Origin of the sequence: Qipengyuania sp. GPGPB31 (assembly GCF_038396345.1) — a bacterium.
In the GTDB taxonomy this organism is placed as follows: domain Bacteria; phylum Pseudomonadota; class Alphaproteobacteria; order Sphingomonadales; family Sphingomonadaceae; genus Qipengyuania; species Qipengyuania citrea.
Genome location: NZ_CP149572.1, coordinates 2,604,668 through 2,627,355 on the forward strand (window position 1 = coordinate 2,604,668; position 22,688 = coordinate 2,627,355).

General features: G+C 63.3%; 25 protein-coding genes and 1 pseudogene. 17 read left to right on the top strand and 9 right to left on the bottom strand.

Annotated elements, in window-relative coordinates; genetic code table 11:
* The first annotated feature begins 53 nt into the window (after nt 1-53).
* From WKH79_RS13070 to WKH79_RS13085, 4 genes are all read left to right on the top strand, one after another.
* On the top strand, nt 54-833 hold the full coding sequence (locus WKH79_RS13070) for a hypothetical protein (protein ID WP_094062505.1): 780 nt from the start codon (nt 54-56) through the stop codon (nt 831-833).
* Between the two features lie 654 nt (nt 834-1,487).
* Entirely contained in the window at nt 1,488-2,678 is a 1,191-nt protein-coding gene (locus WKH79_RS13075) for a DNA methyltransferase (protein ID WP_197459396.1), read from the top strand.
* Between the two features lie 50 nt (nt 2,679-2,728).
* Nucleotides 2,729-3,796 carry a hypothetical protein gene (locus WKH79_RS13080; RefSeq protein ID WP_067500357.1) on the top strand — a complete coding sequence of 356 codons (1,068 nt, stop codon included), beginning with the start codon at nt 2,729-2,731 and terminating at the stop codon, nt 3,794-3,796.
* Nucleotides 3,793-4,902 carry a DUF4062 domain-containing protein gene (locus tag WKH79_RS13085; protein WP_219150337.1) on the top strand — a complete coding sequence of 370 codons (1,110 nt, stop codon included), beginning with the start codon at nt 3,793-3,795 and terminating at the stop codon, nt 4,900-4,902. Before WKH79_RS13080 ends, WKH79_RS13085 begins: the two co-directional genes overlap by 4 nt.
* 70 nt (nt 4,903-4,972) lie before the next feature.
* Here the strand turns inward: WKH79_RS13085 and WKH79_RS13090 are convergent, their stop codons facing one another.
* Entirely contained in the window at nt 4,973-5,359 is a 387-nt protein-coding gene (locus WKH79_RS13090) for a hypothetical protein (protein ID WP_067463780.1), read from the bottom strand.
* 70 nt (nt 5,360-5,429) lie between these two features.
* On the opposite strand from WKH79_RS13090, the gene WKH79_RS13095 reads away from it, so the two are divergent.
* From WKH79_RS13095 to WKH79_RS13105, 3 genes are read left to right on the top strand one after another with little or no spacing between them, the layout of a single operon-like run.
* Nucleotides 5,430-6,980: a recombinase family protein gene (locus WKH79_RS13095; RefSeq protein ID WP_067463783.1), complete on the top strand. Its 1,551-nt coding sequence runs from the start codon at nt 5,430-5,432 to the stop codon at nt 6,978-6,980.
* Nucleotides 6,977-7,849: a plasmid partitioning protein RepB C-terminal domain-containing protein gene (locus tag WKH79_RS13100; protein WP_197459397.1), complete on the top strand. Its 873-nt coding sequence runs from the start codon at nt 6,977-6,979 to the stop codon at nt 7,847-7,849. The genes WKH79_RS13095 and WKH79_RS13100 overlap by 4 nt, the downstream gene beginning before the upstream one ends.
* 1 nt (nt 7,850) lies before the next feature.
* Nucleotides 7,851-8,738, top strand: coding sequence for a plasmid partitioning protein RepB C-terminal domain-containing protein (locus WKH79_RS13105; RefSeq protein WP_067463789.1), 888 nt, complete (start codon nt 7,851-7,853; stop codon nt 8,736-8,738).
* 1 nt (nt 8,739) lies between these two features.
* Here WKH79_RS13105 and WKH79_RS13110 read toward each other — a convergent pair whose 3' ends face one another.
* Both WKH79_RS13110 and WKH79_RS13115 read right to left on the bottom strand, forming a co-directional pair.
* On the bottom strand, nt 8,740-9,219 hold the full coding sequence (locus WKH79_RS13110) for a hypothetical protein (RefSeq protein WP_067463793.1): 480 nt from the start codon (nt 9,217-9,219) through the stop codon (nt 8,740-8,742).
* Nucleotides 9,220-9,292: 73 nt separating this feature from the next.
* Nucleotides 9,293-10,207 (bottom strand): annotated as a pseudogene (locus WKH79_RS13115) (ATP-binding protein); the annotation flags it as partial.
* 161 nt (nt 10,208-10,368) lie between these two features.
* Between WKH79_RS13115 and WKH79_RS13120 the strand changes: the two are divergent.
* The 6 genes from WKH79_RS13120 to yihA all read left to right on the top strand — a co-directional run bounded on the left by WKH79_RS13120 (nt 10,369) and on the right by yihA (nt 14,701).
* Complete coding sequence (locus tag WKH79_RS13120; protein WP_341859114.1) at nt 10,369-11,262, top strand: alpha/beta hydrolase; 894 nt, start codon at nt 10,369-10,371, stop codon at nt 11,260-11,262.
* Nucleotides 11,263-11,395: 133 nt separating this feature from the next.
* Entirely contained in the window at nt 11,396-11,530 is a 135-nt protein-coding gene (gene rpmH, locus WKH79_RS13125) for a 50S ribosomal protein L34 (protein WP_050599757.1), read from the top strand.
* An 85-nt stretch (nt 11,531-11,615) separates the two neighbouring features.
* A complete protein-coding gene (gene rnpA / locus WKH79_RS13130; protein ID WP_063505231.1) occupies nt 11,616-11,999 on the top strand; it encodes a ribonuclease P protein component in 384 nt (127 codons plus the stop codon).
* On the top strand, nt 11,996-12,205 hold the full coding sequence (yidD, locus tag WKH79_RS13135) for a membrane protein insertion efficiency factor YidD (RefSeq protein WP_050599755.1): 210 nt from the start codon (nt 11,996-11,998) through the stop codon (nt 12,203-12,205). Before rnpA ends, yidD begins: the two co-directional genes overlap by 4 nt.
* 67 nt (nt 12,206-12,272) lie before the next feature.
* The gene (gene yidC, locus WKH79_RS13140; protein ID WP_341859115.1) at nt 12,273-14,051 is read left to right on the top strand and encodes a membrane protein insertase YidC; all 1,779 of its coding nucleotides are present in this window, start codon (nt 12,273-12,275) and stop codon (nt 14,049-14,051) included.
* Nucleotides 14,048-14,701 (top strand): ribosome biogenesis GTP-binding protein YihA/YsxC, encoded by a 654-nt coding sequence (gene yihA / locus WKH79_RS13145; RefSeq protein WP_063505229.1) that lies wholly within the window; start codon nt 14,048-14,050, stop codon nt 14,699-14,701. Before yidC ends, yihA begins: the two co-directional genes overlap by 4 nt.
* Before the next feature lie 82 nt (nt 14,702-14,783).
* On the opposite strand, the gene WKH79_RS13150 is transcribed toward yihA, so the two are convergent.
* Together WKH79_RS13150 and WKH79_RS13155 are read right to left on the bottom strand one after the other, a co-directional pair.
* Entirely contained in the window at nt 14,784-15,086 is a 303-nt protein-coding gene (locus tag WKH79_RS13150) for a hypothetical protein (protein ID WP_156488994.1), read from the bottom strand.
* 202 nt (nt 15,087-15,288) lie between these two features.
* Nucleotides 15,289-15,708, bottom strand: coding sequence for a VOC family protein (locus WKH79_RS13155; protein ID WP_341859116.1), 420 nt, complete (start codon nt 15,706-15,708; stop codon nt 15,289-15,291).
* Nucleotides 15,709-15,922: 214 nt separating this feature from the next.
* Here WKH79_RS13155 and WKH79_RS13160 point away from each other — a divergent pair, with 214 nt between their 5' ends.
* Together WKH79_RS13160 and WKH79_RS13165 are read left to right on the top strand one after the other, a co-directional pair.
* Nucleotides 15,923-16,585 (top strand): glutathione S-transferase family protein, encoded by a 663-nt coding sequence (locus WKH79_RS13160; RefSeq protein ID WP_063505227.1) that lies wholly within the window; start codon nt 15,923-15,925, stop codon nt 16,583-16,585.
* The gene (locus WKH79_RS13165) at nt 16,552-17,442 is read left to right on the top strand and encodes a S1/P1 nuclease (RefSeq protein ID WP_341859117.1); all 891 of its coding nucleotides are present in this window, start codon (nt 16,552-16,554) and stop codon (nt 17,440-17,442) included. The genes WKH79_RS13160 and WKH79_RS13165 overlap by 34 nt, the downstream gene beginning before the upstream one ends.
* On the opposite strand, the gene WKH79_RS13170 is transcribed toward WKH79_RS13165, so the two are convergent.
* Complete coding sequence (locus WKH79_RS13170) at nt 17,439-17,906, bottom strand: cupin domain-containing protein (protein ID WP_341859118.1); 468 nt, start codon at nt 17,904-17,906, stop codon at nt 17,439-17,441. The two genes, WKH79_RS13165 and WKH79_RS13170, sit on opposite strands and share 4 nt — an antisense overlap.
* Before the next feature lie 29 nt (nt 17,907-17,935).
* Between WKH79_RS13170 and dapE the strand changes: the two genes are divergently transcribed.
* Nucleotides 17,936-19,078, top strand: coding sequence for a succinyl-diaminopimelate desuccinylase (dapE, locus tag WKH79_RS13175; protein ID WP_341859119.1), 1,143 nt, complete (start codon nt 17,936-17,938; stop codon nt 19,076-19,078).
* 119 nt (nt 19,079-19,197) lie between these two features.
* On the top strand, nt 19,198-20,436 hold the full coding sequence (locus tag WKH79_RS13180; protein ID WP_063512812.1) for a dicarboxylate/amino acid:cation symporter: 1,239 nt from the start codon (nt 19,198-19,200) through the stop codon (nt 20,434-20,436).
* Between the two features lie 49 nt (nt 20,437-20,485).
* Here the strand turns inward: WKH79_RS13180 and nth are convergent, their stop codons facing one another.
* Genes nth through dapB form a run of 3 tightly spaced genes read right to left on the bottom strand, consistent with a single transcriptional unit; the run spans nt 20,486 to nt 22,680 of the window.
* On the bottom strand, nt 20,486-21,136 hold the full coding sequence (gene nth / locus WKH79_RS13185; protein WP_341859120.1) for an endonuclease III: 651 nt from the start codon (nt 21,134-21,136) through the stop codon (nt 20,486-20,488).
* Nucleotides 21,137-21,149: 13 nt separating this feature from the next.
* Nucleotides 21,150-21,947, bottom strand: coding sequence for an ion transporter (locus WKH79_RS13190; RefSeq protein ID WP_341859121.1), 798 nt, complete (start codon nt 21,945-21,947; stop codon nt 21,150-21,152).
* A gap of 4 nt (nt 21,948-21,951) precedes the next feature.
* Nucleotides 21,952-22,680 (bottom strand): 4-hydroxy-tetrahydrodipicolinate reductase, encoded by a 729-nt coding sequence (gene dapB, locus WKH79_RS13195; RefSeq protein ID WP_063505626.1) that lies wholly within the window; start codon nt 22,678-22,680, stop codon nt 21,952-21,954.
* Nucleotides 22,681-22,688: the final 8 nt, after the last annotated feature.

The window sequence follows — 22,688 nt, forward strand, 5'->3', positions numbered from 1 at the left end:
AGGGCCACATTTCTGGATCCCGACGGTGGGTGACCACCGAAAGGAGATGGAAGATGGAAAATGCCTTAGGATCTCGTCACGCGTATTCGCTCGCGGTAGTTCGAGATAAGTTCACCCTCAAGCCGGCCTGGGTTCTTTTCTTCATATTGGCGACAGTAGTAAGTGCCGTCTGGAAGCCGGACGTGGCACGTGCGCTGGAGATACCTGGTTCCGAGGAGATCGCTATATTCCAACTCGATCCGGAGGCGACCGGAGTTGCGCATGTCCAAGGGCAGCTCGATGGATCGTCCCGCTTCGACGGGGGTGGCCACCTCGATCTCGTCACGAGGACAGCAACGGCGAGGTCCACTGTCCTTCAAAGAAATGCGATGCACGATGCCGACGGTCTGGCCGAAGTTGTGCAGGGCCAAGCGCGCCACGCATCCGTCATGGGTCACGACCGGATTGACGAAGGCGCGCTGCGCCAGGGCGGTGTCCTCATTGGCATAAGCGGAGAGCTCCGCAGCCCGGACGGCGATGACGAGCCCGAATATCGTCAAAACACCCAAGAGGACGCCAATCAGGAGATTCCCGTTCTCAAAGGCAAGACTGGAACGCGCAACATCGACACCGTCGCCGCTCAGACGGACGGCGGCCCATTGGGCGCAGAGATCGCTGTGTTCGCGGCTCTGGGGGTTGGCGCAATGTGGATCATAACCCTGATGGGAATACTGGGTGGGATCGACCATCCGGTATTCAGGCCGTTCAGCCTCTTCGCCGGCCTGGACATCTTCATTGGCGGCCTTTTCTTCTCGCTCACCTTCACCTGCCTGTTGTGGCTGATCTGGCCGTAACGCTTCGGCTCGCCAGAGGACGCGGCTTGCCTTTGAGGGGTTTTGTGCCGGCTGGTATGGCAATGCACGCGACGACGATGCCTCATCCGAAACATACACAGAGGAGCCATTGCTCCGCAGTTCGGTCGCACCAACCCATATGGCGATCGCCAGAGCCACCAAGCCGATCATAAGCATGAAGACGAGTCGACCGACGAATGACGGCGTGACACCGCGGCGTCGGAGAGAGGGCGGAATGGACATCATCGGACACACCACGCGCGGTGTTCTTGGGACCGATGGGCCGAAACTATAAGCCTACGCATTCCAAAAGCCCTGCCGAAACAGAGCTAAAATCAGATTAACCGCTCAACGGCCGAATTTTACTCGTATCGACATGACCATTTCCGCGAAGGAAGATCTCTCTTTCCTCGTATGCATCGATTGCGCGCAAGTAAGATCGCCGGAGACGTCGCAGGTATGCAAGATGGTGATGGGACCGGCGGTCGTTCATTCCATACGCACATGACGCACCTCCCCAACTGGCGGCTAGCGAGGTGACACCCGAAAACGGTGTTCCGCTGGAAACCGCCGCAGAAGAAATCCGCAATGAGCCAATTCATCAATTGACGTCTGAGACGTCAATCGCCCTAGATTATGTTTTAAGGAGCTCGCATGACCTACGATCAAGGAACATCGACCGCTGGTGCCGATACAGACTGCACTATGGTTGCTGATGGCAGTTCATCTGCGTCGGTGGACCGCGGTGCCATCAGGGACGCATTGGTGCGCTATCTATCCACGGCGCGGGACGGTGCGGCAATCGCCGAACTGGAAGCCGCTGTCCAGTCAAGGATTGGTCGGGCGGTCGGATCGTCATCCGTCAGATCCTACCTCAACCTCAATACTCCAGGGCTGTTCGAACGCATCGGGCGTGGACGATATCGGCTCGCCGGCCTCCAGCAATCCGAAGCCGCCATTCACTGGCCGAAACTCCAGATCGGCAACGCCACGATCCACAATATGGACTGCATGGCATGGCTGCGGCAAGCCGATGAGAATTCTGTGGAAGCGGTGCTAACCGACCCCCCTTACGGGTTGGTCGAATACACCGAGCTCGAGAAGCAGAAACTCCGCGATGGAAAGGGAGGTGTCTGGCGCATTCCTCCTTCGTTCGACGGGAGCAAACGTTCGCCCTTGCCGCGCTTCACTACGCTGACACCCCAAGACTTGGAGAACATGCACCGTTTCTTCCGGGAATTGGGAATTCTCCTCGCTCGTGTGGTCGTCCCGGGCGGAAATATCGTTGTGGCAAGCAACCCTCTTCTGGCGCATATCGTCGCATCCGCGATGGCGGAGGGAGGTCTCGAGATGCGCGGGACCATCACCCGCCTTGTGATGACTATGAGGGGTGGGGACCGGCCCAAGAACGCCCACGAGGAATTCGCAGACGTTAGCGTGATGCCCCGCTCCCAGCACGAGCCATGGGTCGTGTTGCGCAAGCCGCTCGATGGCCGCGTCCAGGACAACCTGAGACGTTGGGGAACGGGGGGCTTCCGTCGCATCTCTGCGGAACGACCCTTCGGCGACGTGATACGATCGGCGCCGACTTCTGCGACGGAGAAGAAAGTTGCGCCGCACCCCTCGCTCAAGCCGCAAGAACTCCTTCGCCAATTAGCGCGCGGATGCCTCCCACTCGGGAAGGGCAAGATCCTCGATCCGTTCGCAGGATCCGGCTCAACACTCGCCGCATGCAACGCGATAGGATATGAAAGCGTAGGGGTAGAAGCCGATCGTCAATACTACGAATTGGCCTGCCGTTCTATCCCAAGGCTGGCCGCCTTAGAAATCAAGCCTCGAGACTGAGTTGTCGAAACACGCTGCTCCTCCCATAAGCTCCCCCAAGGAGGAATGCGATGACGGCGGACGACATACTCGAGGAAATGAAGAGGGAAGTGACGCGCGACAGTAGAGCGCGCGTCTTCGCTGGCGGCCTCCTCCCTGCCTTTTGCAGCTTCTTCCTCGAATTGGACCACCCCGATGCCGGTTACAAGGACATCAAGGAGTTCTATGCGCGGCATCCGCAGAAGACCGATCGGGTGAATACCCTGACAGTCCTACCCGATGGCCAAGGGAAGAAATACAAAACGATCCGCCAGCCATACGAGAAAGTCGCGCGCTATTTCATAGATGAGAAGAACCGGATCACATTCCCGAGTGCAGCTCCCCACGCGACGGGCCAGTGGCATGACTATCAGCATTGGCTAGAGGCGCTCGTCACCTATACTCCCGATCAGCTCGAAGAGCTGTCGGAACGAGCAAAGCTGTTCATGCTGTCGTGGCTGCCTGAGAACAAGTTCGATCCTTCGAGCGTCGAGATCGAACCCCCGATCTTCCATATCATACTCGAGCAGTTCCCGTGGAACGACCGACGAGGGAAGGAGAAAACCGGGGCGGCATTCCAAGCCATGGTCTTTGCATACATTCGGGCAGACGCCCCGCATCTGCAGGTCGAGACCCGACGAGTGCGCACCGGAAGTGCCAGGGTGCAAGGCATCGGGGACATCGACGCATGGGATGGCCGGAAACTGACCATTTCGGCAGAGGTCAAGCACTTCACCTTCGATGCAAGTGATGTTGCAGACATAAGGAAGTTCATCGACAAGGTGCGCGAGCGCGGGGCACTCGGCTACGTCGTGGCGACGAATTTCGCGGACGGGGTCACCGAAACTCTGCAAGCACGGGGAATGAAGCCCCTCACCATCGCGAACATCAGCCACATCGTCTCGCTCTGGGATCCGCTGAAGCAAAAGGCAGCTCTCAACGCGCTAGAATACGCGATCTGGCAGAAGGAATTGTCGATCGATCTCGGTGAACGCCTGGATCAATTTCTGGTTGAAGTGGGCTATCGGACCGCCATGGCGGACGACAAGACCACCGAGCCCACCCTTGCGGCCGAACCGGCACCCGAGGCCGGAGAATGAGGATCTTCGTCAGCAGCGTCATGGCCGGCTTCGAGGAATACCGGGAGGCGGCCTTCGCAGCCATCCAGAGCCTCGACCACGACATCGTGCGTGCCGAGGACTTCCCTGCCTCGACTATTCCATCGCGCGTGGCGTGCCTTCAAGGCGTGCGGGAAGCGGACCTCGTCGTCCTGATCCTCGGCGAACGATATGGCTGGTCAGAAACCCAATCGGGTATCTCCCCGACACACGAGGAGTTCCGGGAAGCGGCAGCAGAGGGAAAAGTCGTTCCGTTCGTGCAGTCCGACGTGAGCCGCGAAGAGGCACAGCAACAGTTCGTCGAAGAAGTCGAAGACTACGATACCGGAATGCACCGCGGCCAGACCTTTCGCACGCCAGAGGAGCTGCGCACCGAGGTGACGCGCGCGATCGCCAGGTATCAATTGTCGGCTGCCACCACGCCAGTCGATGTCGGCGCGCTGGTGGAAAAGGCACGAAGCACGATTCCAGTCGAGGAACGCGGCTTCGTGCGGATGACCGGGCCGCTACTGCATCTCGCGGTCGTCGGTGGACCGACACAGACGATCCTACGCCCCAGCGAGATCGAGGACCAATCACTGGTGGACGGCGTCGTCGCGGACCTATCTTCCGCCGACGGTTATTTTTCCTACCGACGTCGAACCGAGCCGCATCTCGATCACGGCGCACTCGTCATCGAACAGGAGAACGGAGCTGCTTTGCGCATCGATGAGGCCGGCGCGTTGCTTCTATCCGTGCCGATCGAAGAAGCGACAGGACATCTCAAGCCCCTCATCGAGGAGCACGTCGGTCAGGCGATCGAGAAAGGGCTCACCTTCGCGGACAAGATGCTGGAGAAGTTCGACCGCACGCAGCGATTGACGCGCATCGTGATCGCTGCCGATATCGCCACGAGCGGCGTGTTCGGATGGCGCACTTCGAGTCAGCAGGCGGCCAGTCCCAATTCCATGCAGATCGCGATGGACAGATCGGCATCGGGTCCGGTGATGCTCAATCCGCCCGACCGGACGCGAATGGCACTTCGTTCGGAACGCACACGAATGGCCGAGGATTTACTCGCTCTGCTCAGGCGCCGTTACAGAAGCTGATCGAATCCAAAAACGCCGGCTAACTGTTCCCGCTCCGTCTCGCGACAATAGCCGCCTACCGGTAGCAGCACTATGCTGGGCCAAGGCACTCAACAAGTTCAAGCGCTCTGGCACGCAATATGTTCTTTACTTTCACGAGCCTGACCGCTGCTGAATGCTCGTCTCGGCCAGCCAAGGCGAGAACCGCCTCAGTAACAGCATCAGAATGACGCATCAGCATGACAAGCGCCGTGCCGCTTGGCCCGTTGCGGGCCAGCAGCCAGTTGTGGACCGTTCGCTCGTTGGTTCCTGTCAGGCGCGCTAAATGCTTCACGTGGGACGGTATGGCGCCGAAGTCCGCCTTCAGCGCCTCGGCCACCACTTCCGCCAGCAAAGCGCCCGTTTCTGCTGCGGGATCGATAGGAAACCTATTTCCGGTTCCAACGCGAAGCTTTCGGTCATCCGTCGAAAAAGACATTCCACCATACTCCCCTTATGCCGAACGGGTTCATCGGGAGAAGCCCGACTCGTGAGACCCGGTGCCAAGCATGATGAAAGAGGAAGGAAAAAAGACGAAGACAAGAGCCGCGCAATACGTGCGCATGTCCACTGATCATCAGCGCTATTCGACCGAGAACCAGGCCGAGATCATCGAAGCCTATGCCGCACGGCGAAATTTCGAAATCGTCAGGACCTATGCCGATGAAGGACGCAGCGGCCTCAGCATCGCAGGCCGGGATTCGCTCAAGCGCCTAATCGACGATGTCCAGCAGGGCCGTGCCGACTACGAGGCTATCCTCGTCTACGACATCAGCCGGTGGGGCCGCTTCCAGGATGCCGACGAAAGCGCCTACTATGAATTCATCTGCCGCGAGCGCGGCATCAACATCCATTACTGCGCCGAGCAGTTCGACAATGACGGCAGCTTGCCCTCCACCGTCATGAAGAACATCAAGCGGGCGATGGCCGGGGAATACAGCCGCGAACTCTCCGCCAAGGTGTTCACGGGACAGTGCCGCCTGATCCGGCTCGGGTATCGTCAGGGCGGCCCCGCCGGTTACGGCCTGCGTCGCCACCTCGTGAACGAACGGGACGAACCAAAAGCACCTCTGGCGCGCGGCGAGCACAAGAGCTTGCAGACGGACCGGGTGATCCTTGTGCCGGGACCAGAAGACGAAATCAGGACCGTCGAAAGGATTTACCGCCTGTTCGTCCTGCAGCGCCGCTCTGAACGCGAGATCGCCGAGATACTCAACCGCGAAGGCATCACCACCGACCTTGAACGTCCATGGACCAGGTCAACGGTCCGGCAGATCCTGACCAACGAGAAATACATCGGTAACAACGTCTACAACCGTATCTCCAACAAGTTGAAGCGCAAGCGGGTGTTCAACGACCCGGAGATGTGGGTGCGAGGAGACGGTGCATTCACCGCAATCGTCGATCGCGAATTGTTCAATGCGGCACAGGCGATTCTCGCTGCGCGGGCACGGCGCTTCAGCGACGACGAACTGCTTGCCATGCTGTCTGGCCTCTTGGCATCGAGAGGTGCGCTATCGGGACTGTTGATCGACGAAAGCGATGAGATGCCCTCAACTGCCGCCTATCGGCATCGGTTCGGCAGCCTCGTGCGCGCATACCAGCTGATCGGCTATACGCCGGATCGCGATTACCGCTACCTCGAGACTAACCGCCTGCTCCGGCTTCTCCAGCGCGATGCTTTCGAACATACGGTCGAGCGCATCCGTGAAATGGCGATAAGCATCGAGGTCGATCCGCAGACCGATATCATCGTGGCCAACGGTGAGGTATCGATATCGCTCGTCATGATCCGGTGCACGGAGACAGCTGCCGGCTCGCTACGCTGGAAGTTGCGCCTCGACAGCAAGCACCGACCCGACATCACTCTCGCCGTCAGGATGAACCCGGATAACCGGACTGTCCGCGACTACTACCTTCTGCCGTGGCTCGACCTCGGGCAGTTGGCTACGATGCGGATGGGCGAGGAGAACGGCATCGCGCTTGATGCCTATCGCACCGACAATCTCGATCCTTTATATCACATGCTCAGGCGCCACCCGATCGGATGGGCCGCATGAGCAGCGAGATGTTCAGCATTCCGATCGACGCAATCGAAGTCCTCAATCCGAGGGCGCGCAACAAGCGCATCTTCGAAGAATTGGTCGACAGCATAGCGAAGGTCGGGCTGAAACGTCCGATTACGGTCCGCAGAGCGGAAACGGGCGAAGGATATGAGCTCGTCTGTGGGCAGGGGCGAAAAGAAGCTTTCCAGAAACTCGGTCAGTCAACGATCCCCGCACTGGTCGTCGATGCGACCCGGGAGGAATGCTTCGTCATGAGCCTGGTCGAGAACCTCGCCCGGCGCAATCTTTCACCGCTCGAACTCATCCGGGAGGTTGGGCGGCTGCGCGAGCAGGGCTATACGTATTCTGCCATCGGTGAGAAAATCGGTTTCAGTTCGGAATACGTGCATTCGATCGCCGGCCTGCTCGAAAAAGGCGAAGAGCGCCTCCTTGATGCCGTCGAGCGAGGTATCATTCCGCACACCATTGCCGCCGAGATTTCCAAGGCCAACGACGAGGACGTGCAGCGGGCACTGACAGAAGCATATGAGAACGGAACCCTACCGGGCGACCAGATCCTCGCCATCCGCCGTATCGTCGACGACCGCAACCTGATCGGAAAGGGCATTAAGAGCATTCGGACCGGCAAACCGCGAACCGCCGCTCCCACCTCCGCGGCACTGGTGCGCGCCTATCAAAAGGAAGTCGATAGACAGCGCCAGCTGCTCAAGAAGGCAGGCCTGGCACAAGGCCGCCTCGCATTCATCACGTCGGCAATGGGCCGTCTACTGGCCGAGGACCATTTCGTCGCGCTCCTGCGTGCCGAAGGAATGACCACGCTTCCACAGCCCGTCGCTGAGCGACTCGGTCTTGCAGAGGCATGAGATGAGCCGCGCGATAAGAATCTCGTTCGAACAGAAGGTCTTCGATCTTCCGGTCGAAGCACTGCTGCCGCTCCGACCTATGACATCCCGCATAACCCGCTCGAGGAAATATGCGAGGATAGCAACTTCCATAAAGAAGATCGGCGTAATCGAGCCACTCGCGGTGACCAAGGCGGACTCCTCAAGTCGACACATGCTGCTGGACGGTCACCTCCGGCTTCATGCCATCAAGGAAGAGGGAAAAGCGACCGCGCCCTGCATTATCGCCGATGATGACGAAGCTTTTACATACAACAAGCGGGTAAATCGGCTCGCAACCGTGCAAGAACATTACATGATCCAGCGGGCGCTCGATCGCGGCGTTTCCGCCGGCATGATCGCCGCAGCGCTCGGGATCGATGTTAAGGCTGTGCAGCGACGCAGCAAGATGCTTGACGGAATCGCTCCCGAAGCGGTCGACATTCTGAAGGATCGTCCAGTCAATCCGCAGGTCTTCGACACACTGCGCAGGATGAAGCCGGAGCGGCAATTCGCCACGGCAGAGCTGATGGCTTCGATGAATAATTTTACCGCTACCTATGCGAAAGCCATCCTCGCAGCGACCAGACAAGAGGACCTCGCCAGGCCCGAACGGCCGAAGAAAGTAAAGGGCGTGACGCCCGAACAGATGGCCCGGATGGAACGAGAGCTGGAATCACTCAACAAGGACTTTCGCGCAGTCGAAGCAACCTTCGGTGACGATGTCCTCCATCTCGTCCTGGCATCGCGTTACATCGAACGCCTTATCGCGAACGATGCCATCGCGGCCTATCTCAAAGGCAAACATCCCGAGATCCTCGCCGAGTTTCGTAACATAGTCGCTGCGGGCACGCTGGATGCAGCCGCATAGGTCATCCGGCATTCGTTGCCCTCAGGGACCACAATAACAAGCCCTTTTGGCCTTGCCGTGAAACCACCAGTTCTCGGTCACGCAAGTTCCTTAGGGCCGCGCCCACTCGTTTCTGGATCGTCTTCACCAGCTTGGCATCGGCAGTGTTGAGTTCACGTTCCGCCATCAGACGCAGTGTGATAGCCTTGCTGTCCAGCGCTTCACCTGTGGCCCGCAACATCTGAAGGATGGACCGGGTGACCTGGCCCTTGAAAGCTACATGGCGGGGTGGCAGCGGTTTCGCTTTCACCTCTGCTAGGTCCGCTTCGGGATCGAACAAGAGGATCGTCTGGTCGATATGGTCTAGGTTGATCAGCGCTTCTCGTAATCGGTCCTGCAAACCCTCGACGAGGCCTGCTATCTCGCTTCGCTTCGTCATCAGGCCTGATAGGACATTCGGGCGATCAGTGGCGGGGAGTTCTGGAAGCGGGTCGGTTGTCATGGACTCGATTGGTAACGGAAAATCCGTTATCATTCAGTAGGATATCTTGGTGCAATAGCTCCACCATACCGTGGAATTCGGGCAGCTCGTCGAGAAACAGCACGCCGAGATGGGCGAGGCTGACTTCGCCCGGCCGCACCCGCAACCCGCCCCCGGTGAGCGCGGCCATGCTGGCCGAATGATGCGGCGCGCGGAATGGGCGCGCGCGGCTGATGCGCCCGTCTTCCAGCGTGCCCGCGACCGACTGGACCATGCTGACTTCCAGCGCTTCGGCGGGTGACAGCGGCGGGAGGATGCCGGGCAGGCAGCTGGCCAGCAGGCTCTTGCCCGCGCCGGGCGGCCCAACCATCAGCAGGTTGTGCGCGCCCGCCGCGGCGATTTCCAGCGCACGCTTGGCGGTTTCCTGCCCCTTCACCTGCTTGAGATCGCCGCCGCTCCTCTCGCTCGCCACCACGCCCGGTTCGGGCTGGGGCAGCAGCTGCGTACCCTTGAGATGGTTCAGCAGGCTGGCCAGGTCGGGCGCGGCACACACGGGAACCTCGCTCGCCCAGCGCGCTTCCGATCCCTGCGTGCTGGGGCAGATCAGCCCGACCTCGACCTCGCTCGCATGGATTGCCGCCAGCAGCACGCCGGGCGAGGCGACGATCCGCGCATCGAGCGCGAGTTCGCCCACCGCGATCCAGTCGCCCAGCTGTTCGGCATCGGTCACGCCCATCGCCGCCAGCAGCGCCAGCGCGATCGGCAGGTCGTAATGCGACCCCTCCTTCGGCAGGTCGGCGGGGGAGAGGTTGATCGTTATCCGCTTGGGCGGCAGCGCCAGCCCCATGCCCGCCAGCGCCGCGCGCACGCGTTCCTTGCTTTCGCCGACCGCCTTGTCGGCCAGGCCGACGATGTTGAACTTGGGCAGGCCCGGCGCGACCGAGCACTGAACTTCCACGCTGCGCGCTTCGAGCCCCAGATAGGCAACGGTTTTGACCAGCGCGACCAGCGTGAATCCCCACCCCCGTAGTTACCCGTAGATGATGGCCGCGAACGCCCCGCTTGTCGAGGGTAAACAGAAACCACAACGCCAGTGAACTATTATGGTTAACAGCGAGTTAGCCATACCTCTTGAGCCGGTCGAAACCGGGCGAGCCGCATAAGCTTGCCATGTTTCGAATCACTGCCCTTATCGCTTCCGCCGTCGGCTCGCTGTTTGCTGCCCCCGCAGCCGCCCAGTCGCTGACCCTGGTCAACCTCCCGGTGGTCTATGTCGCCAGCCCGGTGGTCCAGGAAACCCATCAGGGCAAGGCGATCGCGCCGAAGGCCGTTTCGCGCCCCGCAGCAAAGCCGCAGGCCGAGACCAGGCAGCTCGCCGCCATGCGTCCACAGGTCCATGCGCCCGCCGCGCTGCCTGTGTGGAAGGCCCCCGCCTTCGTCGATCGCCGGTTCCGCAATTACAACCGCGGCGTCGCGCAATACGGCCCGTTCCGCGTGCTCGACGATCGCCGCGTCGCGCTGGTCGGTGAAACCGATGCCACAACGCCGGGCTACTTCCGCGCCATGATGCGCGATTTTCCCGATCTCGAGCAGCTCGACATGGTCGAATGCCCGGGCACGCGCGACGACCGCGCCAACCTGCAGGTCGGCCGGATGATTCGCGCCGCCGGTCTCGTCACGCATGTGCCCGCCGTCGGGTCGGTGCGTTCGGGCGCGGTCGAGCTGTTCCTTGCCGGTGTCGAACGCGATATTGCGCAGGGTGCGGAATTCGCCGTGCACAGCTGGATGGACGCCTATGGCCGCGAAGCCGACGACTTCGCCATGCATGCGCAGGAAAACCGCCAGTATCTCGACTATTATCGCGAAATGGGTATGAGCGCCGAGCAGGCCCGTTCTTTCTACGCCTTCACCAATTCGGTGCCGCACGCCCGCGCGTTGTGGCTCGATGCAAGCGACATGCGCCGCTGGACGGGCCGCAAGACGCAGCGCGCCCAGTCGCCTGCACGCTACCAGCAGGCACAGCCCGCCCCGACGCTGACCTACGCCAACGTCACTTTTTCTTGACGCCCCTGGGCCTATCGCCTAGGCGCGCGGCCCTGTAAGGCGGTCGCTCCCGAGATCGAATCAAGCGGGGCGACCCTTGTGCCGGAGCGAACCGTTCGTACCGGCAACCAACCTATCTAGTAAGGACGATCCGATGAAGCGGACATTCCAGCCCTCGAACCTCGTACGCGCCCGGCGCCACGGTTTCTTCGCGCGCAAGGCTACCCCGGGTGGCCGCAAGGTGCTGCGTTCGCGCCGCGCCCGTGGCCGCAAGAACCTCTGCGCGTGATGTGATGCGCTGCGTTCCGGCGCAGCGATAGTCACGGACAGTCAGCGGGCTCCCCTCGGGGGGCCCGTTCGCGTATCTGACTCCCATGGACCCGAGTCTTTCCGTCATCCGCAAGCGCGGCGACTTCCTGGCGGCGAATCGCGGGCTGCGGGTGGCGCGCCCCGGCTTCGTGCTGCTGGCCCACCCCAATGACGGGCGGGGCAAGCGCTATGGCATCACGGTGACCAAGAAAATCGGCAATGCGGTGGTGCGCAACCGCATGAAACGGCGGTTCCGCGAATTGCTGTGGGACGCACTCCCCGATAGCGGCCTGCCCGATCACGACCATGTCCTGATCGGCCGTGCGGGCGGGGTCGAACGCGATTTCGCCAAATTGCGCGACGAGCTGGCCGCTGCGCTCGACCGCGCGGCGCAGGGCAAGGGCGATCGCGCGCGCAGCCCGCGTGCGCATCGCAGCCGCCGCGCGTGAAGCACCCGCTCATCTGGATTGCCCGCCTGTGGCAGCTCGGGCCGAGCCGGATCCTGCCGCCGACCTGCCGCTATCACCCCTCGTGCAGCCAGTATGCGATCGAGGCGCTGGGAAAACACGGCGCGATCAAGGGTGGATGGATGGCATTCAAGCGTATATTGCGCTGCAACCCATGGGGCGGCCACGGCCACGATCCGGTGCCCTAGCACTGTCTTGACAGGCTAAGACACCTCCCCACATTCTGTATTCGACCGGACAAAGACGGGACCGACCTTGGACAACCAGCGTAACCTGATCCTCGCCATTGCGCTCTCCTTCCTGCTGTTGCTGGGCTGGACGTCGGCGATGGACTATTTCTATCCGCAGCCCGAACAGGCGCTGGTGGAAGACCGGGCGGACACCCCGACCGAACAGGCCAGCCAGGCGGCGACGCAGCATTCGCGCACCGGCGGGCTCGTCGATCCGGCGATGCGCGCGCAGGAAGTCGCCGACCTTGAGACCGCGCTGGCCAGTCCCGACCGCGTGCGCATCGACGCCCCGCGGGTGGCCGGCTCGGTCAATCTGCGCGGCGGCGTCGTCGACGACATCGTCCTCAAGGAGTATGACGAGACCACGCAGAAGGACAGCGAACCGGTCCGCATCTTCTCGCCCAGCGGCACCCCGGCGCAGCAGTTCGCGCAGTTCGGCTGGGTCGGCTCGAACCTCAAGGTACCCGGGCAGCAGACGCTGTGGGAAGCCGATGGCGATGTGCTGAGCGCCGACACCCCGCTCACGCTGACGCATGAGAATGGCGAAGGGCTGACCTTCTCGATCCGCTACACGATCGATGACCAGTACATGATCACTGCCGAGCAGATGGTGGCCAACACTGCGGGCAATGATGTGGTCGTGCAGCCTTTCGGACTCGTCAACCGCACCAGCCGTACGGCCAGCGAAGACCTGTGGATCGCGCATTCGGGTCCGATCGGCGTGTTCGGCGACAGCGCCGATTACGACATCGATTACGACGATCTCGACGAAGACCAGCGCGTTTCGCCCGAAGGCCGCACCAGCTGGGTCGGCTTCACCGATATCTACTGGCTCGCCGCGCTGGTCCCGCAGGACGACAGCGCGCCTGAAACCACCTTCCGCGCGATGGGCGACGAAACCTACCGCGCCGACATGATCTACGAGGCGACCACGCTGCCCGCGGGCAATGCGCTGACGGTCACCTCGCGCCTCTATGCGGGGGCCAAGGAAAGTGCGGTGCTCGATTCCTACGAGGATGCGGGCATCCAGAAGTTCGGCCTGGCGATCGACTGGGGCTGGTTCCGCTGGTTCGAGAAGCCGATGCTGTGGCTGCTGCGCACGATCTACGACGCGGTGGGCAATTTCGGCATCGCGATCATCGGCCTGACCTTTATCGTGCGCGGCCTGATGTTCCCGATCGCGCAGCGCGGCTTTGCCAGCATGGCGGAGATGAAGGCCATCCAGCCGAAGATGAAAGCGCTGCAGGAGAAGTACAAGGACGACAAGCCCAAGCAGCAGCAGGAGATCATGGCGCTCTACAAGAGCGAGAAGGTCAACCCCGTTGCGGGCTGCCTGCCGATGCTGCTGCAGATCCCGGTGTTCTTCGCGCTCTACAAGGTGCTCTATCTCGCGATCGAGATGCGGCACCGCGACTTCCTGTGGATCGGCGACCTGTCCGCGCCCGACCCGGCCAATCTTGCCAATGCGCTGGCCTATGTCGGGATCGACGTGCCCCAGTTCCTGATGATCATCTTCGGCCTCGGCGTGCTCGCGGTGCTGCTCGGCTTCACCATGTGGCTGACCTTCCGCCTCAACCCGAGCCAGATGGACCCGATGCAGCAGAAGATCTTCGACATCATGCCGTGGATCCTGATGTTCGTAATGGCGCCCTTCGCCGCCGGCCTGCTGCTGTACTGGGTAACCTCCAACGTGCTCACGCTGGCGCAGCAGAAGTACCTCTATTCGAAGCATCCGCAGCTGCGCGCCTCGATCGAGGAAGAAAAGGCGCGCAAAGCCGCCGAAGCTGCAAAGGCGGGATCATGAGCACCGAAGAAGCTGCCGAGCGGGCCGCGCTCGAACGGCGCGCGGGCAAGCTGTTCTCGGGCCGGGTGGATTTCCTCCTTTCGGCGCCGCAGCTCAAGTTCCTACCCGAACCCACCGTACCCGAGATCGCCTTCTGCGGACGCTCGAACGTGGGCAAGAGCTCGCTGCTCAATGCGCTGACCGGGCGCAAGGCGATCGCGCGCGCTTCGGTCACGCCTGGCCGCACGCAGGAACTCAACTTCTTCGAAGTGGGCGAACCCACGCTGTTCCGTCTCGTCGACATGCCCGGCTACGGCTTTGCCAAGGCGCCAGTGAAAGTGGTCGAGAAGTGGAAGAGCCTCGTGAAGACCTATCTGCGCGGCCGGCCCGTACTGGCGCGCACGCTGGTGCTGGTCGATGGGCGCCACGGCCCCAAGGATGTCGACCGCGAGATGATGAAAATGCTCGACGAGGCAGCGGTGGGTTACCGTGTCGTGCTGACCAAGGCCGACAAGATGAAGGCCAGCGAACTCGCCAAGGTGATCGAGGCCACCGAAGCCGAAGCACGCAAACACGTCGCCGCCTTCCCCGAAATCCACGTTACCAGTGCGGAAAAGGGCATGGGTATCGGCGAGCTAAGGGCGGCGGTCCTGGGCGACGCGGGGGTCTAGGCGGCATCCGCTTCGCGGCGGACTTTCTCGCACCTCCAGCCGCAAGATCGGCAAGACTGGCAGGGCCAGGCTAGCGGGGCATTTACCAGCCGCCCGTATTCTCACCCGAGGCATTTCTGACCAGGCTTCGCGCGAAGGAATTTCCGTCACGCATCACACGGGCCCAGCGCTTGTTCGTGAGGCACACGTTCCTCACCTTCGCCCGTGTGCCGGTCTTTCTCCAATCACGGCAAACGATTAGGTCCGGATCGTAGCCCGGATGAGCCGGATTGGTGATCGGTTCGCCCGAAGCCTTGTAACCCGGCTTGACTGTACGCTCATCGGCCGAAGCCATGCCCGCACCAGATATTGTCAGACCAAGAAAAAGTAACGCCTGCCATTTCACTGCGGACCTCCTGTCATTTCTTGTGTCTTTAGTTTTTCAGAGGATACACAGGGGCGAGACAGAGTCTAGCGGGAGGGAAAGTACTGCCCTTGTTCGCAAGGTTTCCGAGCGTTCTTAACCCCTTGCCTAGTCTTCAGCCGGGGAAACAGCCGGAATTGCGATCGGGCGCATGACCGCGGTTGGATTCGTCGGCTTGGATCTCTTACGTCGCAAACAGCATCGCGTCGTCGGCCAAGGCCTTCATCTCCAGCGCGTTGCCGCTGGGGTCGCGGAAGAACATCGTGGCCTGTTCGCCTGGCTGCCCCTTGAAGCGGATGGTCGGCGGTATTGCGAATTCGGTGCCCGCGGCCTCGAGCCGGTCGGCCAGCGCTTGCCAGTCCGCCATCGCCAGCACCACGCCGAAATGCGGCACCGGCACGCCGTGCCCGTCGACATGGTTGTTCGCGCGGTCGCCCGCTTCGCCGGGGGCGAGATGCGCGACGATCTGGTGGCCGTAGAAATCGAAATCGACCCATTCGGCGCTCGATCGTCCCTCGCGGCAACCCATCGTTTCGCCATAGAAGGCGCGGGCCGCGGCGAGGTCGTGAACCGGGAAGGCGAGGTGGAAGGGCCTGAGCGACATGTCTACTCCGTCGCCCCTGCGAAGGCAGGGGCCTAGATAAGGGGTCTTGCTGGCACATCGGATGCGGATTGCAAAGCGTCCTGCGGGGCGGAAAGATTATCCGGATTCCCGCCTGGGCGGGAATGACGAACCGGAGCCGGGCGACCTTGCCTGTTCAGCCTCGACAGTGCCCGGCCGGGTCTCTACCGCCGCCCCACGCAAGGTGGGTGCACACATGAAGCTGATCATCGGCAACAAGAATTACTCGAGCTGGAGCCTGCGCGGCTGGCTCGCGGCGAAGCAGTCGGGCCTGTCGTTCGAGGAAATCACCGTGCCGATGTTCGGCAAGCAATGGGATGCGCTCAAGAGCGAGGATGGCGGCACGCAGCCCTCGCATGGCAAGGTGCCGATCCTGTGGGACGACGAGGCGGTGGTGTGGGACAGCCTCGCGATCCTCGAATATCTCGCCGACAAGGTCGGGCGCGATCGGTTCTGGCCCAAGGATGCAGTTGCGCGCGGCATGGCGCGCTCGATGGTCGCGGAAATGCATTCCTCCTACCATGCGCTGCGCGGCGAATGCCCGATGAACGTGCGCAAGCGGTTCGAGGGCTTCACCCCGAGCGAGGCCTGCCGGCAGGACATCCTGCGTATTCTCGGGCTGTGGGCCGAGGCGCGCAGCCGCTTCGGCAGCGGTGGCCCGTTCCTGTTCGGCACTTTCGGCGCGGCGGATGTCTATTTCGCCCCCGTCGTGTCACGCTTCATCAGCTATCAGATCGCCGTACCCGGCTTCGCCGCCGCCTATATGCAGGCGGTGTGGGAGCATGAGTGGCTGCAAACCTGGATCAAGGCATCGGACAACGAAGAATGGGTCATCGAACAATACGAAACCATTGCCTGAGCGCATGCGCCGCGCTGGCGGCGCTGCTGCTCCCCGCGCAGGCGCAGGCCTGGGGCTTTTACGCGCATACGGTGACCGCCGATATCGCGCTGGAAAACGTGCGCCCGCAGACGCGCGCGGACATCGCACGGCTGCTGCAGGCCTCGCCCCTGCTGGGCACGCCCGATTGCGACCTGGACAGTCTGCAGGATGCGAGCGTGTGGCCCGACTGCCTGCGCGGCCAGTACTGGCGCTGGGGCTACACTTTCGCCTGGCACTACCAGACCGAGCCGGTCACCGAGGAATATGACGCGCGCAAGAACTGCTCGGGCCTCGGCTGCGTCAGCGCGCAGGTCGAACGCAACCAGCGCATCCTTGCGGACGAGAGCCTGCCGGACAATGTCCGCGTTGAAGCGCTCGCCTTCCTCGTCCACTTCATCGGCGATATCCACATGCCGCTGCATTCGGGCGATCACGACGACCGCGGCGGCAACGACCGCGAGGCCGCCTATGGCATCGTCCCGGGGCTGAACCTGCACTGGGTGTGGGACGGGCCGCTGGCCGAGCGCGCGATCAGCGGCAATCCGCCGATCGCGCGGCGCTACAGCGCGGCCGAACGCGCCGAACTGGCTGGGGGCAAGGCCGCCGACTGGGGCCGCGAAAGCTGGCAGATCTCGCGCGATTTCATCTATCCCGAAACCTTCGGCTGCGACCCGTGCGAGGGCGAGCTGCCGCGCGAGACCGCGCTGTCGCAGGAACTGATCGAACGCTCGGCCCCGATCGCGCGGCGCCGCGTGCTGCAGGCGGGGTTGCGCATGGCCGAATATCTCGACCGCGCTTTCGAGCCGGGGCCGCTGCCCGAAGAGGACCGCGACTAGGGTATGCGCTCGGTCTCGTAGCGGCTGCCATCGCGGCGGAAATAGCCTTGGGGGCTGAACCGCATGTCGATATCGGGATACTCGCCGCCGTCGATGGCGAAATCGCCCGCAGAAGCGACCACGAAGACGCAAGGCTCCTCGCCCCGGTTTTGCAGGTGGTGGCCATTGGCCGCGCCCGCGGGCCAGGCGAGGATATCGCCGGGGCGCACGGCGGTTTCGCCATCGTCCTCGACCAGCACCGCTTCGCCTGCGAGCATTACCAGCAGTTCGTCGAGATCGGTGTGCCAGTGCCGCTGGCTCGACCAGGCGCCCGGCTCGAGCACGACGTGGCTCGCGCGCAGATGCTCGAGCCCGCAGGCCGGGGCGAGGCGGCGGTAGCGGCGGCCGCTCACGGGCGCATCGAACGGCGCGGGATAGCCCGTCGCATTGGTCTGGGGGATGGCATCGAGATCGAGCTTGGGCATCGCTGCGCACTCCTGCTAGCGGACACAGCATGACTGATGTTCTCGATCTCGCCAAGCGGCTGATGGCCGCGCCCAGTGTCACTCCCGCCACGGGAGAGGTGTTCGATGCGCTGGAAGCGATGCTGGCGCCGCTCGGCTTCGAGGTGACGCGGTTCACGCGCGGGGAGGGCGCCGCGGGCACGCCCGAGGCGCCGGTGGAGAACCTCTTCGCGATCCGCCGCGGGCCCGAAGGCTCGCGGCACCTGGCCTTTGCCGGCCATCTCGACGTCGTCCCGCCCGGTGGCGGCTGGACCAGCGAGGCCTTCGAACCCGAGGTGCGCGGCGAGCTGCTCTATGGCCGCGGCGCGGTCGACATGAAGGGAGCGATCGCCTGCATGGTCGATGCGGCGGCGCAGGTGCCTGCCGATGCGGGGACGATCAGCTTCATCATCACCGGCGACGAGGAGGGCCCCGCGCTGCACGGCACGCGCGCGCTGATCAATTTCATGCGCGAGCAAGGCCACCAGCCGGACCTCTGCCTCGTCGGCGAACCCACCTCGGTCAACCGGCTGGGCGACATGATGAAGATCGGGCGGCGCGGTTCGGTCAACATCTGGCTCGAAGTGCAGGGCACGCAGGGGCACGTCGCCTATCCGCATCTGGCGGACAATCCGATCCCCAGGCTGGTGGCGATGCTCGCCGACCTCGATGCGCTGGTGCTGGACGAAGGCACCGACTGGTTCCAGCCGAGCAATCTCGAAGTGACCGAGATCGACGTGCCCAACGATGCACACAATGTGATCCCCGCGGTCGCCAAGGCGCGGATCTCGATCCGCTTCAACGATCTTCATTCGGGCGCAACGCTGTCCGAGAAGGTCGGCGAAATCGCGGAAAAGCACGGCGGCAGCGCGCTGCCGATCATCAGCGGCGAGCCGTTCCTGACCCCCCCCGGTGCCTTCAGCGATACGATTGCCGCCGCCGTGAAGGCGGAAACCGGCGTCGATCCCGAACCCTCGACCACCGGCGGCACGTCGGATGCGCGGTTCCTGCGCAGCGTCTGCCCGGTGATCGAATTCGGGCTGGTCAATGCAACCATGCACAAGACCAATGAGGCGGTGGCGGTGGAAGACCTTGCCGCGCTCGGCCGGATTTACGCGCGCATCGCGCGGGACGTGCTGGCCGGCCAGGCCTAGGCCAGGACGCGGGGCAGCGGCGGTCCGGCGTTCACTTTGCTTTGCTTTCGCCGAGAACTGCGTCATGGATTGGCGCGCGGCCATGCCGCTTGCAACGACGGTAGACAGGGGTTGGGAATTTGCTGAAGACGTGGTTCGAAATTCCACTGTGGCAGCGCGTGGTCACCGCGCTCATTCTGGGTGTGCTCACCGGCTGGGCCTGGGGTCCCGATGCCGAAAGCATCAAGTGGATCGGCGATTTCTTCATCAAGGCGATCAAGATGCTGGTCGTCCCGCTGATCTTCTTCAGCCTCGTGTCGGGCGTCGCCGCGATCGGCGACCTGCGCAAGCTGGGCGCGGTCGGCGGACGCGCGCTGCTGCTGTTCGTCGTCACCGGGCAGATCGCGGTCTGGCTCGGCCTCGGCCTCGGCACGCTGATCCAGCCGGGTGCGGGTGTGGATACCAGCGCGATCCAGATGGGCGAGACCCCGGTTCCCAACGAGACCACTGCGGTCGACATGGTGCTTTCGATCGTGCCCGAAAGCCCGGTCCAGGTGATGGCGGACGTGGCCGTGTTGCCGTTGATCGTCTTTTCGCTGCTGATCGGCATCGGCATCCTGATGGCCAAGGAAGAAGGCCTTCCCGTCCAGAAGGTGTTCGATAGCGGCGCGGTGATAATGCAGAAGGTTACCATGATCGTGATGGAGCTGACCCCCTTCGGCGTCTTCGCGCTGATGGCCTGGGTGGCGGGCACGCTGGGGCTCGATGCCTTGGTCAGCCTCGCCAAGCTGGTCGGCCTCAACTATCTCGGCTGCCTGCTGATCATCGTGCTGATCTACGGCAGCATGATCAAGTTCCTCGCCCGGCTGCCGGTGCGCGATTTCTTCCGCGGCATCGTCGATGCGATGGCGGTGAGCTATTCGACCGCCAGTTCGAACGCGACGCTGCCGGTGACGCTGCGTTGCGCCGAGCGGAACCTAGGCGTGTCGAACTCGGTGGCGAGCTTCGTGATCGCGCTGGGGGCGACGATCAACATGAACGGCACCGCGATGTACCTGGGACTTGCGACGCTGTTCGGCGCGCAGATCTTCGGCGTCGACCTGTCGATGGGCGACTATTTCCTCATCTCGATCCTCGCCACGCTGGGCGCGGTCGGCGCGGCGGGCATCCCCGGCGCGGGCCTGATCATGATGGCGCTGGTGTTCGGGGCGGTCGGCGTGCCGCTGGAAACGATCGCCTTCGTCGCCGGCGTGGACCGGATCATGGACATGATGCGCACCACCACCAATGTCAGCGGCGACGCGGCCGTGGCAACTACGGTGGCGGTGATGACCGGCGAGATCGACACGCGCGAGATGATCTCGGCGGATGATGTCTGAATAGAGAATCCGCCCCGTCTGGCGGCGCCGGATGGGGAGGCTGTTGGACCTACCGTCCCCTGGGCTTCTCCAGCACCTTCTTGCGATAGCTGCATAAATCGACCACTGGGCAGCGCCAGCATTCGGGCGTGCGTGCCTTGCAGACATAGCGGCCATGCAGGATCAGCCAGTGATGCGCGCCCAGCCGGAAGGGCTGCGGCACGCGCTTTTCCAGCTTGGCCTCGACCTGCTCGGGCGTCTTGCCCTTGGCGAGGCCGGTGCGGTTGCCGACGCGCAGGATATGCGTGTCCACCGCGAAGGTTTCCTGCCCGAACCAGCAATTGAGCACGACATTGGCGGTCTTGCGGCCCACGCCGGGGAGGCGGACGAGATCCTCGCGCGTGTCGGGCACCTCGCCGTCATACTCGTCGACCAGCAATTGGCTCAGCGCGATCACGTTCTTGGCCTTGGAGTTGAACAGGCCGATGGTCTTGATGTGCTCCTTCAGTCCCTCTTCGCCCAGTTCGAGCATCTGCCGGGGCGTCTCCACTTCGGCGAAGAGCGCGCGCGTGGCCTTGTTGACGCCGACATCGGTCGCCTGCGCCGACAGCGCCACGGCCACCACCAGCTGGTAGGCATTGCCATATTCCAGCTCGGTCTCGGGTGAGGGATTGTCCTCCGCCAGCCGGCGGAAAAACTCGAATATCTGGTCTTTGGTCATAGCTGTTGGCGGCTCATTCCAGGCCTGCGCCTTCCATTTCCTCAAGCGCGCGGGCCATCGCTTCGCGGCGGCGTTGCATGGCGTCGCTGAAAGCGGCGGCAACGATTCCGGTGGGCAGGGCGACCAGCAGCACGCCGCCGATGGCGACAGCCGAACCGATCAGCCGGCCCAGTGCGGTGACCGGATAGGCGTCGCCATATCCCACCGTGGTCAGCGTGATCACCGCCCACCACAGCGCGCGCGGGATCGAGCCGAACTGCTCGGGCTGCAGGGCGCCCTCGACCCAGTAGAGGCCGGCAGCGCCCAGCAGCACGAGGACCAGCGCCAGCGTGGCGCAGACGAGCAGATCGTAGCTGCGTTCGCGCAGCGCCGCGCCGATTTCGCGCATGGCGGCGGAAAAGCGGCTGAACTTCATGATCGACACGATCCGCAGCAGGCGGATCACGCGCAGCACGGCGGCATTGGCCACGAAGAACGGCGCCAGGCTGACCACCACCACCACGAGGTCGATCAGCCCGATCGGGGAGAAGATGAAGCGCCAGCGTTTCTGCCAGGGGGTGCCGGGGCCTTCGCGTTCGGGGGCGGCGAAGATCCGCCCCGCATATTCGAGCAGGAAGACCAGCCCGAAGATGAATTCCGCGATCAGGATTTCGTCCTGATAGGGCAGGCGGATCGCCGGTTCGGTCGCGACGATCCCCACCAGCAGCGCGGCAAGGATGACCCACACGACGAACACGTTGAGCCCGGTCAGCTTGCCGTTCGGCCAAGAGCCGATGTGGAGCTGCCGGTGGAGCCTGGCGCGCAGCGTCACCGGGTCAGATCCCCAGCACCTGATCCATCGTATAGCGGCCGGGGGTCCGGCCGATCATCCATTCCGCCGCGCGCACCGCGCCGCGCGCGAAGATCGACCGGTTTTCCGCGCTGTGCGACAGCGTGATGCGCTCTTCGCTGCCGGCGAGGATGACGCTGTGCTCGCCCGCCACCGTGCCGCCGCGCAGCGCCGCGAAGCCGATCGCGCCCTCTTCCCGCGCGCCGGTGCACCCGTCGCGCCCGCGCACTGCGTGATCGCCCAGCGCAACCCCGCGCCCGGCCGCCGCGGCTTCGCCCAGCAGCAGCGCGGTCCCGCTGGGGGCATCGACCTTGCGGCGGTGGTGCATTTCAAGGATCTCGATATCCCAGTCCGGGCCCAGCCGCTCGGCCGCCTCGCGGACCAGATGCGCCAGCAGCGTCACCCCCAGCGAGGTGTTGCCCGTCTGCAGCACCGCCACTGCACGCGCGGCATCGTCGATCGCGCCGTGATGGCGTTCCTCCAGCCCGGTGGTCCCGATGACGAGCGGAATGCCGGCGCCGATCGCGGCATGCAGATTGGCGTCGAGCGCCTGCGGCGAGGAGAAATCCACCAGCACATCGCTGGCGTCGGCAAGCGATGCCGCATCGCCGCCGCGGTCGATGCCGCCGGCCCATTCGTGGTCGCTGGCGTCAATCACGCCGGCCAGCGCCTGGCCCATTGCGCCCTCGCTGCCGATAATTCCGATCCGTGCCACTGCTGCTC